The 14750-nt window shown below is 37.3% G+C and carries 11 protein-coding genes; 2 read left to right on the forward strand and 9 right to left on the reverse strand.

The annotated features are described in order from the left end of the window. The first annotated feature begins 74 nt into the window (after positions 1–74). The gene (locus P2W75_RS06890; protein WP_207294433.1) at positions 75–821 is read left to right on the forward strand and encodes a succinate dehydrogenase/fumarate reductase iron-sulfur subunit; all 747 of its coding nucleotides are present in this window, start codon (positions 75–77) and stop codon (positions 819–821) included. 60 nt (positions 822–881) lie between these two features. On the opposite strand, the gene P2W75_RS06895 is transcribed toward P2W75_RS06890, so the two are convergent. Then, positions 882–3182 (reverse strand): family 20 glycosylhydrolase, encoded by a 2301-nt coding sequence (locus P2W75_RS06895; protein WP_276379759.1) that lies wholly within the window; start codon positions 3180–3182, stop codon positions 882–884. Positions 3183–3370: 188 nt separating this feature from the next. On the opposite strand from P2W75_RS06895, the gene P2W75_RS06900 reads away from it, so the two are divergent. Next, on the forward strand, positions 3371–4147 hold the full coding sequence (locus tag P2W75_RS06900) for a DeoR/GlpR family DNA-binding transcription regulator (RefSeq protein WP_207294435.1): 777 nt from the start codon (positions 3371–3373) through the stop codon (positions 4145–4147). Here P2W75_RS06900 and P2W75_RS06905 read toward each other — a convergent pair. The 8 genes from P2W75_RS06905 to P2W75_RS06940 all read right to left on the reverse strand — a co-directional run bounded on the left by P2W75_RS06905 (position 4144) and on the right by P2W75_RS06940 (position 14743). Continuing rightward, positions 4144–5214: a dipeptidase gene (locus P2W75_RS06905; protein ID WP_276379762.1), complete on the reverse strand. Its 1071-nt coding sequence runs from the start codon at positions 5212–5214 to the stop codon at positions 4144–4146. The two genes, P2W75_RS06900 and P2W75_RS06905, sit on opposite strands and share 4 nt — an antisense overlap. A 17-nt stretch (positions 5215–5231) precedes the next feature. Then, the gene (locus tag P2W75_RS06910; protein ID WP_276379764.1) at positions 5232–6347 is read right to left on the reverse strand and encodes a D-TA family PLP-dependent enzyme; all 1116 of its coding nucleotides are present in this window, start codon (positions 6345–6347) and stop codon (positions 5232–5234) included. Positions 6348–6350: 3 nt separating this feature from the next. After that, complete coding sequence (locus P2W75_RS06915; RefSeq protein ID WP_276379766.1) at positions 6351–6998, reverse strand: bifunctional 4-hydroxy-2-oxoglutarate aldolase/2-dehydro-3-deoxy-phosphogluconate aldolase; 648 nt, start codon at positions 6996–6998, stop codon at positions 6351–6353. Between the two features lie 14 nt (positions 6999–7012). After that, positions 7013–8044 carry a sugar kinase gene (locus P2W75_RS06920; RefSeq protein WP_276379767.1) on the reverse strand — a complete coding sequence of 344 codons (1032 nt, stop codon included), beginning with the start codon at positions 8042–8044 and terminating at the stop codon, positions 7013–7015. Between the two features lie 198 nt (positions 8045–8242). After that, positions 8243–8710: a RidA family protein gene (locus P2W75_RS06925; RefSeq protein WP_053473321.1), complete on the reverse strand. Its 468-nt coding sequence runs from the start codon at positions 8708–8710 to the stop codon at positions 8243–8245. A gap of 4 nt (positions 8711–8714) precedes the next feature. Next, on the reverse strand, positions 8715–10034 hold the full coding sequence (locus P2W75_RS06930; RefSeq protein ID WP_276379778.1) for a GntP family permease: 1320 nt from the start codon (positions 10032–10034) through the stop codon (positions 8715–8717). Positions 10035–10046: 12 nt separating this feature from the next. Further along, positions 10047–11576, reverse strand: a complete 1530-nt coding sequence (locus P2W75_RS06935) for a SusD/RagB family nutrient-binding outer membrane lipoprotein (protein WP_276379780.1) — start codon at positions 11574–11576, stop codon at positions 10047–10049. Between the two features lie 11 nt (positions 11577–11587). Further along, complete coding sequence (locus P2W75_RS06940) at positions 11588–14743, reverse strand: SusC/RagA family TonB-linked outer membrane protein (protein ID WP_276379783.1); 3156 nt, start codon at positions 14741–14743, stop codon at positions 11588–11590. Positions 14744–14750 lie beyond the last annotated feature (7 nt).

The raw sequence follows: 14750 nt of genomic DNA on the forward strand, positions 1-14750 counted from the left end.
GTCTTAAAGTCAAAAGGCAAAATGTGCCAAGCGACTTTTGACTTTCGACTTTATGACTTTCAAACGAAAAAGGTATGAAACTTACATTAAAAATATGGCGTCAAAAAAACGCACAAGATAAAGGAGGGATTGTAGAATATCCTATCGATGGAATCGAACCAGATATGTCTTTCCTTGAAATGTTAGACGTTCTTAACGAAGATCTAATTAACAAAGGAGAAGAGCCTGTAGCATTTGACCACGATTGCCGTGAGGGAATCTGCGGAATGTGTTCTTTATTCATCAATGGTGAAGCGCATGGACCAGACAGAGGTGTTACAACTTGTCAGTTACACATGCGTATGTTTAAAGATGGAGATACGATTTTTATCGAGCCATTTAGAGCAAAAGCTTTCCCTGTAATTAAAGACTTAGTGGTTGACAGAAGTTCTTTTGACAGAATCCAGCACGCAGGAGGGTTTATCTCTGTAAATACTTCAGGAAATACAATCGACGCGAATACAATTCCAATTAACAAACACGATGCAGATAAATCATTTGATGCTGCAGCTTGTATTGGTTGCGGTGCTTGCGTGGCAACTTGTAAAAACTCTTCAGCAATGTTATTCGTTTCTGCAAAAGTTTCTCAATATGCATTATTACCACAAGGTAAAGTTGAGGCAGTTGACCGTGTATTAAACATGGTTCATCAAATGGATTTAGAAGGTTTCGGAAACTGTACTAATACAGGAGCCTGCGAAATCGAATGTCCAAAAGGAATCTCGCTTGAAAATATCGCGCGTATGAACCGTGAGTATTTAGCAGCGAGCTTAAAAGGATAAAGAATACAATTTAGTATATTTGAAAAAACGCTTCCGTTACGACGGAAGCGTTTTTTGTTTTTATTCGTAAAATAATTGTGAAGCACTTATTTCTTGCTTTACCTTGCCTTCCTGTTGCATAAAACAATTTAAAACCGTTCCGCCCACTTGATCAAAATAACTGATGTTGAATTTGTGAAATCCTTTTTCTAATTTCACTGCTCCATAAGCTTCATTTAGCCAATGTATCCCATCGTTATTTACAACTAGCTCATTATCTATAAAAAGCTTCGATCCGTCATCAGAAAGTGTTGAAAATGTATAATTTCCAGTTTCAGGTATAAAGATATATCCGTCGAATTTTAAACCGATATAGCGCTCTATTTTTGTTTTCCATTTTTCACTGCTGATTTTGCCTTCCAAAATTCCTGAGTTGACAGGTTTCGAAAATTCTAAATCTTGAACCTGCTGAAAATTTCCAGTAAAATATTCGTATTTCAAACCGTTCTTTTTGGGTTGAGTTGTCAAAGCAGGTTTCGAATCGGGATTGCGGACAATGATTTTATTAATAGAACTTCTTCTGCCGCTTTCACTGATTTGAACCACTTTGATAATCCTGAATTCCCCTTTTGGAATATTTACAATTACTGGTTTGCTGTAAAGTTCAGCCGTTTCATCAGGATTGTAGCCGTCAATAGTATAGAAAATCTTTCCATTTTTAATCGTAGGTTTTAAATCTAAAGTATATTTTGATGCAATTAAGGCAGTTTCTTCAGAGCCAAATGGAGTTGGGACTTTATACAATCTTTTTTGCGATTCCAGCTTTTCTAAATGATGCGGAATCTGATGTAAAATAAAATGATTGTAATTTTTATTCTGAGGTTCTGTCCAAGTGATTTCTGCCAAAGCAAATAGGCGGGGATAGAGCATGTAATTTAATTTGGCAGGGCTGGTTAAATATTCTGACCAAAGGTTGGACTGTGCGCCCATAATGTATTTTTGCTCATCGACCGTTAAGCTGTCAACAGGAGTAGGGTTGTAATTGTATATTTTTTCAACTGTGGTTAATCTTCCAATCGTTAAAGGTTCTTGTGGTGAATATCCTTGATTGTAATCTAAATATAAAACCTGTTCAGGATTCATGATTACAAAATGTTTTTGTTTCGCTGCACTGATTCCTCCCGATTCACCACGCCAGGACATTACAGCAGCATTTGGTGCCAGTCCGCCTTCCAGCATTTCATCCCAGCCTAGAATCTGTCTGCCGTTTGCGTTTAGGAATTTTTCTATTCGCGTGGTGAGATAACTTTGTAATTCATGTTCATTTTTTAAACCTAAATCTTTGATTCGTTTCTGGCAGTTTGGACATTCTTTCCATCTTGCTTTTGGACATTCGTCACCACCAATGTGAATGTATTTACTTGGGAAAAGTGCCATTACTTCTGTCAGTACATCTTCTAGAAAAGTAAAAGTTTCCTCTTTTCCTGCGCAGAAAATATCTTCAAAAACACCCCACGATTCTACAACTTTATAATTTCGGTCAGGAAAACACGATAAATTTGGGTAAGCTGTAACGGCCGCTGTAGCATGACCCGGCATTTCGATTTCAGGAATAATATTTACATAATGGTCTTCGGCAAATTTTACCACTTCCTTAATTTGTTCCTGAGTGTAAAATCCACCATACGGATTTCCATCAAAAAAGTATGGCGATCTTTCGAATTTATTGCCCACTAAAGTCTGTGCTCTTTTCGATCCGATTTCGGTCAGTTTTGGATATTTTTTGATCTCAATTCTCCAGCCTTGATCGTCGGTTAAATGCCAGTGAAAGTTATTTAATTTATAATATGACATTTGTGCTATAAAATCTTTTATAACATCAACAGAGAAAAAATGGCGGCAAACATCAAGGTGAAGCCCGCGGTAGCTGTATCTCGGCTCGTCTTCAAGGGTTACGCAAGGCAATTTTATTTCCTGATTTTTGATTTTGTTGGGTAAAAGCTGTACTAAACTTTGAACCGCATAAAATAATCCTTCTTCACTTCCGGTAACGGTTATTTTTTTGGAAGTAATAGTGATTTTATAAGCTTCTTTTTTTGTGGAAGAAGATGGATTTTTGGTAACAAACAAAACTTGGATGTTGCTCTTTTTTGAACTTGTATTTTTATTTATAGCCGACTCGAAAATTTGTGCTGTTTTCAATTCTCTTGGACTGTACTTATTGTTTTCGAAAGAAATTTTTATTTGTCCATTTAAACGAATACTATCTCCAGAAACTTTATAAAAATTTGGCGCTGGAATAATCGAAGTATTGCCTGATGAATTTTGAGCATTTCCTAAGAAACAGCAAAACATTATAAAGAGAAATATGTTTTTATGCATGATGGTTTTCAGGTTGGTTAAACAAATTTACGGTTTGTATATTAAGGCTGCATTTTTTTTGCAATCTTGATTTTTATTTAAATGTCTTTAAAATAGACTTGTTAACTTTTTAATTACTTTGTGTTATATTTTGTTTCGCAATAATATTGCAATATTTGTTTACATTTGTCTATCAAAATTGAGATTACATGAACAATGACAATGAAGTTGTAAATTACACTAAAGAAGAACGTAAAAATCTTATCTTAAAAGAGATTAATCTGCATACAAGGGTAAGTTTTGAAACGCTTTCTTCTAAATTATTTGTTTCAGAAGATACGGTAAGACGTGATATAAACGAACTTGAGTCAGAATCGCTGCTTATTAAAGTAAAAGGCGGTGCGATGACAAAAGCGTATCATCATTCTTCATCTAATCAAACCTATGCGGGCGAATCTAAAAAGATTATTGCGCAAAAAACATTAGGACTTCTTCATGACGGTATGGTTTTATTAATTGGCGGCGGAACCACAATTCGTGAATTTATCCGCTTAATTCCAAATGATTTAAATCTTACTATTTTTACGGTTACCGTTTTATCTGCTGTGGAACTTCTAGACAAACCCAATGTAAAAATCATTATGATTGGCGGCAGTATTTCATCATACAGTCAGATGTGCGTAAGCGGTGATGTTTACAATCAGCTGGCCAATATTAAAGTTGACTTGCTGATTTTAGGAACGAATGCCTTAGATATTGAAGGTGGTTTCTCAGATTCTGACTGGGAAACGGTTCAAGTAAAAAAGGCGATGATTCAAGCTTCTGAAAAAACGGCTATTCTGACTATTTCTGAAAAATTGGATACAGTTCTAAAAATGAAAATTGCCAATTTATCCGAAGTGGATTATGTGGTTACCGAAGTTGATCCGAATGACCCAAAATTACAGTCGTATAAAAAGGCAGTTCCAAGTTTAGTATTTATTTAATCCCAGTTTTTTACTAAAAAATCAATCCAGTTTTGGTGAAAGATTTTCTTTAAATCTTCATCGGTATAACCGTGGTTTTTAAAAATCAAAACCAATTTCTGCAAATCGGCAATAGTGTCTAAATCATACGGACATTGTTCTGTGCCAAAAGCACCGTCAAGATCTGAACCTATGCCAATATGATTTGCATTTCCGGCCAGTTGACAGATGTGATCCATGTGTTTAAAAACGGTTTCGAGATCGCAGTTTGTACCTTTTGGTGTCGAAACACCGCGTTTCCAATTCGGAACCAGCATCCAAGCATCTAAAGCGCCGCCAATTACAGCGCCTTTAGAAATTAATGCTTTTATCATTTCATCGCTATATTGTCTGTTATGATCCACCAGACTTCGGCAGTTGTTGTGACTCGCCCAGATTGGACCATTGTAATAATCCATTGCCTGCCAGAAAGCATCATCACACAAATGAGTAGCATCAAGAATAATATTTAAACGCTCCATTTCTTTTAGTAAATCAAAACCATTTTGGTTCATTTTTCCAGTCGCATCTGTTCCGTTGGCGTAACGTCCGGGACCGTAATGTGCAGGACCTATAGCGCGTAAACCATAATCGTAAGCTTTTTCTAAATAAGAAATGTCGACAATAGAATCAGCACCTTCGAGACTTAAAATATAGCCAATTGGTTTTTTATCGTTTGGCGTTCCATCGTTCCATAAAGCAAAATGTTTTAAAAGCGATTCTTTATTGGTAATCGCAGTCATTTCGCCGGCTTCTTCCATGCCTTTGTACCACGCCAGCTGACCTTGTGTTTGTGCCCAAGCTTGTTCAGGAGAATTCCAACCCGGAATAATACTGTCTGGTTTTACAAATCGAGCGATTTGGGTGGCTACGACAATTCCAATATTGCCGCGTCGTAAATCCGGAAACGAAACAGTCGCACGTTCACGATCAGGTTTGTCGGTCATTCCTTTTTCTAAATGACGCAGGGTTTTTACATCATTTCTTAGATCTCTGTTCCATTCCATCGCATTCATGCTCAGGTCTAAATGGGCATCTAATATAAACATAGTAACGAATTTTAATTTTAAATAGTAATTTTTCGAGCTCTTGCCGCTACTGTCCATTCATTAAAAATGAGATGGTCTTTTCCAACAACCTGAACAGTATTGTATAATGCGCAGGTTGGGCACACATGATAAGGAACGGCATAAATGGTATCGCCAACTTTATACTCATTTTTTCCTTGATTCTCTATTATCAGATGTTCTTCTGAATGCGAAACCGGAATCAGGTTTTCATCATTTAAAATTACGAGTCTTTTATCGATAGGATTTTCTGAAGCTACTGCTTTATAACCAATATCAATACAAAAAGTCGATGGAGTAGGTTTTGAAATTATAGTGCCTACCAATACTGCGGCTGGTCTAAGGTTTTGCTCCGGCAGATTATTCGTGTAATTAATATCCCAGAAAACAAATGTTCCCGGACTTGATTCTACGTTTTCCTGATTGGCATAAAAAGGAAAGGTATTCGAACCGCCCGCTACGATTTTTAATTCGTAATCCAGTTTTTGCTGCAGCGTTTCGATTTGTTCACTAACAGCAAAAAAAGGTTCAGAAGCCGCTGCAGATCTTTCTTCAACAGTGCCTTTTAAATGTCCGTCATAAATATGGACGCCGGAAAAATGAAGGTTTTTTAATTTGAGAATTTTTTCAATTAAAGCAGACCAATCTTCAGAAACTGAAATTCCTGTTCTATTCATTCCGGTATTTAAGTCGAGATAAACATTCAAGGTCAAATTATTTTCTTGAGCAAGTTTATCTAAGGCTTTCGCCGAATCAAGATTATCGACGATCGCCGCAAAAAGACTCTCAGGATATTTCTGCAATAGTGAAACCCATCTTTCGGCTTTAATGCCTACGGGCTGATAAGCAAGGAGAATATCCGGAATATCATAAAGTGCGGCAAGTTCTGCTTCGGCAATTGTGGCACACTTTACTTTTTTGATATTGTAAATTTTAAACAATTCGAGTATTTCGCCCATTTTATGGGTTTTAATATGAGGACGAAGTTTTGTAGTGTCACCTTTTACAGCTCCTATTACACGTTCTATATTGAACCGGATACGATCTTCGTAGACAGCTAAAAATGGAGTGTCGATAAGCGTATCGGGATTAATTTTCCACCAATTTTCTCTCATGATTTAGTTTCTTGTTTTTTCGATAACTTCAATTAAATTTTGAAAAGCTTCAACCGATTTTTCATAGGTTAATTGCGCTAAAAGTTCTTTTGAAAATAAATTCGATCCAATTCCCACACAAACGACGCCTACTTTAAACCACGATTTTAAATTGCTTTCTTCTAAAGTTACACCGCCAGTTGGCATTAATTTCAAATCAGGAAACGGCGCTTTGATTGCTTTTACATATCCCGGGCCGCCAATTTTATCAGCAGGAAAAAGTTTTACTATTTCTGCACCCAGTTTGTTGGCATGAAGTATTTCGTTTAAAGTTGCCGCTCCCGGTATCCAGTACAGATTGTTTTTTAAACAATACTCGCCAATTTCAGGATCAGTGTGAGGGCAAACAATACAGTCTGCTCCCAGTTTATGAAAAACAGCTGCATCGGCTACATTTAAAATAGAGCCTACCGCTATTTTTAAGTCTAAATTATTAGCATTTCGAAACGAAATCATATGGTTGAAAACTTCTTTTGCATTAGCGGCTCGTGCGGCAAATTCGATGATTTTAATACCTGTCGCGGCAGCAGATTTCAAAATGATTTCGGCAGTTTGAGTGTCGATTTGTGTTACTAACGGAAGTACGCCTTGTGTTTTTAAAATGCTGTACATATTTGGGGAATTTATTATCTGTTAATTCTGTTACTTGAGCCGTTTTTAATAAAATGACTTATTTCAGCAGGGCTGGTAATGGCAAAATCACCGGGAATACTTTGTTTGATTACACCGCATGCCACCGCCCAATCAATGCATTCCTGACCAGAAAGCTGATGTGAAAGGCCGTAAAGAAGACCCGCAGTAAAAGCATCGCCAGAACCAATTTGATCGGTTACCAAATGTATTTTGTTTTCTTTGGTTTGATAAAAATTACCATCGTGCAGTAACATTCCTGAATATAAATGTGCTGGCCCATCAGATTTTCTGAAACTCATGGCTAGTGTTTTCAAGAAAGGCATTTTGGCTTTTAATAATTCGAATGTTTTCTGAAAACGATTTTCTTCAGATTCCTTCGGATCCGTTTTGATTCCGAAATAAATTTCAACCGAATCCAGATCAGCTACCGTTATCGTACTGTAATGCAGCAGTTCGGGCATGATTTCTGACGGATGTTTGCCGTATTGCCATAATTTTGATCTGAAATTAAAATCAGAAGAAATTGGAATTCCTTTTTTATGTGCAGCCAGAATTGCTTCTTTGCAAACCAAACCTGCTTCATGTGAAACTCCGGGACTGATTCCTGACCAATGAAAATGAGTGGCATCACTTAAAACTTCTTCCCAGTTAATCTGCTTTTCGCCGATGGTGGCAAAAGAAGAATTGCTTCGGTCATAAATGACTTGCGACTGCCTGATTTGGTTTCCAGCTTCGACAAAATACAAACCTAAACGATCGCCTCCGTATATACAGTTTGTCGTGTTTACTTTGTATTTCTGAAGTTCGTTTAAAGCAAGCTGAGCGAGATCATTCTGAGGAAGACGCGTGATATAATCATTTGAAATTCCTAATTGCGAAAGTAAAACGCAGACATTGGCTTCGGCTCCGCCCACGTGAATTTTCATTTCACCGGCCTGGGTAAACCTGTTTCCGTTTGGCACACTCATTCGAAGCAACAATTCTCCAAATGTGGCAATTTTAGTCTGCGGGATATTTGTATTCATTTTTCATTTTTATTTTTTGCCACGAATTACACGAATTCACACAAATTGTGGCGGTGTAATTTTTATTTGTAAAAAATCATTTAATCTGTATAAATCTGCGGCCAATTTTAATAACTAGCCACAGATTTGGGATTAAAAATTTTCTATTAACCATTACAGATTACTCTTTAATCTTTATTTTCTGTGGCGTGTTTTTTATTAGAACAATTCAAAAACGGCTTCTACTTCTACAGGAATATTATCTGGAAGAGAACCCATTCCAACTGCGCTTCTTACTCCAATTCCATTTTCTTGTCCCCATACTTCGGCAAACAATTCACTGCAGCCGTTAATTACGTAAGGATGTCTTAAAAAATCGCCGTTGCAGTTTACCATTCCAAGTACTTTTATAACTCTTTTTACCTTGTTAAGACTTCCAAAATTGGTTACGATTGTAGAAAGCATTGTTAATCCTACTTGTCTTGCGGCCAGTTTTCCTTCTTCGATATCCATATCATCGCCAATTCGCCCGATAATTAATGATTTGTCGTCGCGAACCGGGCCATGTCCTGACAGATATAAATATTTACCATCGACTAAATACGGTTTGTAAATACCAAGCGGCTGTGGTGCCGGAGGTAAGGATAAACCTAAAGTCTCAAATTTTTCCTGTGGTAATAAATTCATGATGTTAATGTATAATTGAGTTTAAAATAAAAACGAAAATAATTCCTAAAACCGATACTAATGATTCCATGACAGTCCATGATTTAAAAGTGTCTTTTAGGCTGATGTTGAAATATTCCTTAAACATCCAGAAACTGGGGTCGTTTACATGCGAACACATAAGACTTCCGGCTCCAACGGACAATACTAATAAATTGGGATCGAGTCCGTTAGTTTGTAGTAAAGGTAATAAAACGCTGGCAGTCATTAATCCTGCTGCTGTAGCAGAACCCACACAAACCCGAATAATAGCGGCCATTATCCAAGCCAATAAATAGGGATGAATGTTAGTCATGGTTAATGTTGAAACAATGGTTTCGTTTACTCCACTCACAATCATTACTTCTTTCAGACTTCCTGCTCCACCAACAATTAAAACAATCAGAGCGACATCTTTAATGGCAATTGCATAATCATCCATAACAGAAGCTAAACTTCTATCCATGCGTGTGCCTAATGTGTAGGTACAGATAAGTAAAGAAATCAGCATAATCATACTTGGTTCGCCAACTGTTTTACAAATATTGATGACTGTTTCGTTACTTGAAACTAAAGGTAATAATGAGGTCAAGGTTAAACCAAAAACCGGAAATAATGCCGAAAATAAACTGATGGAAAAACTTGGAAGTTTCCCTTCGTTAGCTATTTCTTCTACATTTAAAATCTCATGGTTCGATTCGGTTTTGATATTTTTAAGCAGGTTTGAAAATAACAGACCTGCTATGAAAATCGTAGGAACAGCAATTATAATTCCGTAGACTAGAACTAAACCAATATCGGCTTTTAAAATACTGCTTAAAGCCATTGGAGACGGATGTGGAGGCAAAAAACCGTGCGCTACCGAAAGCGACGCCAGCATTGGAATTCCCAGATATACTTTTGACAGTTTGAACTGATGGGCTACTGAAAAGATCAGAGGTACTAACAAAACAAATCCAACACTATAAAATAGAGGTATCCCAACAATAAATCCGGTAATCATTAAGCCGAGGCGTACGTATTTTCTGCCCGTCCATCCCATAACGGTTTTGGCAATAACATTAGCTGCGCCGGAAGACACGGTCAGTTTCCCGATGCAGGTTCCAAAAACAATAATCAAAGTAATGGAACCCAGCATTTCTCCCAGACCTTTTTGTACCGTCTGCGATAACGTTTCTATAGGCAGTCCTAAAAATAAACCAGCCAATAAAGCAGTTATGATAAAGGCAATAAACGGGTTGATTTTAAACCAAGCAATTTGCAGGATTAAAAAGGCAATGCACGCAGTTAGTATTAAAATGCTCATGTATTTTCGATATTATTTATCCCACCAGATTTTTGTTGTGAAAGTATCTTCGCCTTGGCGTTTTAGTGCTTCAGCTAAGTTACTGGAATTCACTGAATATTCGCTGACTGGATATTTTAAACGTCTTGGAATTGTGCCATTGGTAACATTTCCAGGAAAGTTTACAGGAACCAATACCGGATAACCTGTTCGTCTCCAGTTTGCATACACTTCTTGTTCATCTACAAACAGAGCAATCCAAATTTGAGTGTGAATCTGATTCATTTTTTGGTCGAATGTTCCAGCAGTATTATAAGGGTTCAATGTTAGATACGGAGCAGCATCTGTAATCGCATAACCAGCGCCGTAAATGCCCATGTTTAGAAACGATGCTTTTACCCCTTTTTCATATAAATCTTTATCGCTTTCTGCTGTGTACCATCCTCTTGCGGCAGCTTCGGCTAAATAGAAATTAGTTTCGGCATTGCTTAAAAGCATTAAAGGAGCATCGTATTTAAAAACAGTACTTTGGTTTGGTTCAGAATAGGTTGCTTGTTGCGCAGGAGTAGGAGCGTCTTTAAGTCCGTTTGGAAAACCTTTCTGAACGGCAAGAGCTGTATTTTGAGTGGTTCCTTCCCAAACACCTGCATACACACTGATTCTTGGATCTAACGTATTTTTTAAAACATCAATAAATGTTTTGGCTAATTTTCCGCCTTCTACGTTTTTCTGTCCGTACGAACCAGCGCTGAAATCCCATCTTCTAGAATCGAAACCAACTGGATTTCGGTTAAAATCATTTGGTCCGTCAGTGTATTTCATTACCGCATTGTCGGTTCCGTTTATGATTACACCTCCGGCTGCGGCTTTAGTAACCCAGTTTTTAGCCAGTGCAGCATCGACTTTAGAAAGTCTCAAACCTAAACGAAGCATTAAGGAGTAAGCAAATTTTTTCCATTTGGTTACATCGCCATCATAGATAAAATCAGATTTTCCGAAACTAGCTTTTGCCGCATCCAGACTTGTAGCTGCTTCATCCAATTCTTTCAGTAAATCTTTATATATAAATTCCTGAGAATCGTATTTAGGTAAAAACACTTGGGTGCTGTTTGCTTTTGCCGCTTCTGAATACGGAATATCTCCATACAAATCGGTAATTCTGTGATATAAATATGCTTTCCAGATTCGGGCAATATTGAGTTTGTTGCTTTCTGCGGGATTATTTTTTACCGCATCAATTACAATTTCGACTTCATTTATAGCAGTTGGATACGCTTGGTTAAAATAAGCCGAAAAATAAACCTCGTTGCTTAAATATTTATCACCCACTCCAGAAGCTTCTTTGTAAGTCGCATAATGCTGCATCATACCGCCGCATTCCAGAATATTGGTAAAAAAGTAATTGTTGTTTAATCCGTCCAGCTGTGATTTGCTGAAAACGAAATTTGGATTTGGTTTTTCAACCGCATTGGGGTTGGTATTGATTTCTTCAAAATCTTTGGTACAAGATGACATACTTCCTAAAAGTATTCCTGCGATATATAAAAGGGTTATCTTTTTCATGTCTTTGTAAATTAGAATTTAACATTTAAGCTTAAACCAAAACTTCTAGTTTTTGGTACTCCAAATTGTTCTACACCTTGAGCGTTTCCAGCACTAAATACAGATTCTGGATCTACGTTTGGCGTTTTCTTGTACAGGATGAACAAGTTTCGGGCTATGAATGAAACCGAAGCGCTTTGAAGGACAGATAAACCTTTTATTTTTTCTATAGGAAGCTGATACCCAAGAACAACTTGTCTTAATTTTACGAAACTGGCATCGTACACAAATGTTGACGAAATGTTTCTTAAACCATCATAGTAGGTTCTAAGGTTTTCTGGGGCAATCACCATATCAACCGGATTTCCGTTGGTGTCAACTCCTTTAATTGGCAGACCGCTTTCACGTCCTTCAAGTGTAAGTTTGGTTAATCCCATACGAGTTCCGTATAAATCGGTTCCTGAATATAAACTTCCGCCGAATTTCCCATCAATCAAGAAGCTGAAATTGAAATTCTTATATCTAAATTCATTTGTAATACCCGCTGACCACGGATGTACACCTTGGCCTAATTCTTCAAGAGGTCCTTGTGCAATACTTGCAGAACCGCCGCTTACGTTATACACCGTATTTCCATTAGCATCTTTACGAGGTTTGTATCCTTTTATAATACTGTACGGACGACCCACATCGCTGGTAATTGTTACATATCCGTTTACAGAAGTCGCCATGGTGATAGAGTTTAATTGATCTGTAAGAGCTTCAACTGTATTTTCGTTATACGATCCGTTGATACTCGCATCCCATGAAAAATTATCCGAATTGATGATTTTGCCGCTTAATAACAATTCCACTCCTTTGTTTCTCATTTTTCCAAGATTTAATAAAGCGGTGTTCGCTCCTGAAGCATTTGAAATAGTGGTTTCAACAATATCATTTGTTGTAGCGCGGTTGTACCAGGCAAAGTCAAGATTTAAACGGTTGTTGAAAAATCCTAAATCGGTACCTACTTCAAATGTGGTTGAAGTAAGCGGACTCAATGTTGCATTTGGAACTCTTGTACTGGTTGGACCTTGTAACTGCTGTCCGTTGTGTCCGCCTTGAACCATGGTATAAGACTGGTTTAAAGCATAAGGATCTGGTGTTGCGCCTCCAACTTCTGCCCATGAAGTTCGTAGTTTTGTAAACGAAATCCATTCTGGCATTTTTACAATATCAGAAAGTATAATACTTGTTCCTACTGACGGATAAAATACGCTGTTGTTGTCTTTAGAAAGTGTAGAGAACCAATCCTGACGACCAGTAAAGTTTAAGAAAACGATGTTTTTATAATCTAAATCAACTGCTCCGTATACTGAATTTGTTTTCGTTTTTCCATACGGATACGTGTACGTTAAAGTTGAAAGATTGCTTATGGAATAAAAATCATCCAATACAAAATTTGATCCTTCAAATCTGGTTTCGTCTCTTTCAGAAGTTCTTGAGTTTACCCCAACTAAAGCATTTAAAGAGAAATTATTGTAAATGTTTTTCTTAGTGTAATTTAATATGGCTTCGGTATTCAAATTAGATAATTTCATTTTTGAACCCTGCGCATATCCAACTGGATTGTTTAAAGTTGTTTTTGGAATATATCCGAAGAAATCATAATTCGTGTAATCCTGACCAATTCTTCCTTGTAAAAACAAGTCAGGTGTGAAGTTTAATTTTACATTCAGCATCCCGATAAAACGATTTTTGGTATCGCTGTTTTTAATTTTATTCACTACAAAATAAGGGTTTGTAGCAACAGCAACAGGATTCCAAGCTTCTTCAATTCCGTTGGCATCATAACCTGGGGCAAGATTTCGGATGTCAACCGTATTGGCGATCATGTAAGTTCCCCAGTTTGGATTGGCTTCGGCATCAGAAACGGTTACTCTGTTGTTGGATTTGTCAATATTGTATTGCGCCACAACATCAAACTTTAACCAATTGGTTAGGTTGACATTTCCCGCCATGTTAACGCTTTTTCTATTAAAATCTGAATTTGGAACCACACTCTGATTGTCCATATTCATAAACGAAAGACGTCCGGCTGCTTTTTCATTTCCTCCAGATAAAGCAATAGAGTTTATGAAAGTTGTTCCTGTTTCATAGAAATTTTTGATATTGTTTTTTTGAGGAGAATACGGTCTTGCAACACCATCAAACTGAATCACATTCGAACCGTCCATTTTGGCTCCCCAAGACCAGCGGCCTGCAGCAACAGCTTCTGCCTGTGTGGTTGGTTTTTTTCCAAGAGATCCTGAACCGTATTCATACTGCCAGTCTGGTATAATTGAAGGTGTTTCAAATGTAAAAGACGAATTGTATTCTACACCAATTCCTTTTTGCGCAGCGCCTCTTTTGGTTTGAATCAGGATGACACCATTTGCGGCACTCGATCCGTAAAGAGCGGCAGCAGTTCCTCCTTTTAAAACCGTAATACTTTTAATATCATCTGGATTGATAACAGAAGTTCCGTCACCACGATCCACATTAATTCTTGTCGATCCCGGTCCGTTTCCTATTCCTGGCAGATTCAATTGTGTGTTGTCGATTGGTAGGTCGTTTACAACATACATCGGCTGGTTATTTCCGTTTAATGAACCGTTTCCACGAATTACAACTCTTGTCGATCCATTCGCTCCCGTTGAGGTACTGCTTACGTTAACCCCGGCAATTTTCCCGACTAAAGCGTTTGATATATTGGCTTCTTTTGCTTTAGTAAACTCTGTTCCTTTCAGCTCGGTTACAGCGTATGAAATGGCTTTAGTACTTTTTTTAACTCCCAATGCGGTTACGACAACCTGATCCAGAACATTTTGAGCTGGTTTTAATCGTATGGTTAAGTTTGTAGATTGAATTAATGGAAAACTTAAAGTTTCATACCCCATGTAAGATACAATAACATGGCTTTCGTGTTCTGGAACATTTAATTTAAACCTTCCATTTTCATCAGATATGGTCGCGATTTTACTATTGCTTTCTGCGTAAATTGTGGCTCCAGCAATTGGCATTCCATCATCCTGACCTAAAATCTGGCCGGAAATTTCAATCTGACTGCTCGTTTGTTCAAAAAGATGCTTTTTAATTGCAATCTCTTTTGCATTTGCTGAGAAGATAATCCCCCCAATAAATACCAATGAAATAAGCTTTGTTTTCATAATTTTT

The organism is Flavobacterium sp. H4147, assembly GCF_029360735.1.
Lineage (GTDB): Bacteria > Bacteroidota > Bacteroidia > Flavobacteriales > Flavobacteriaceae > Flavobacterium > Flavobacterium endoglycinae.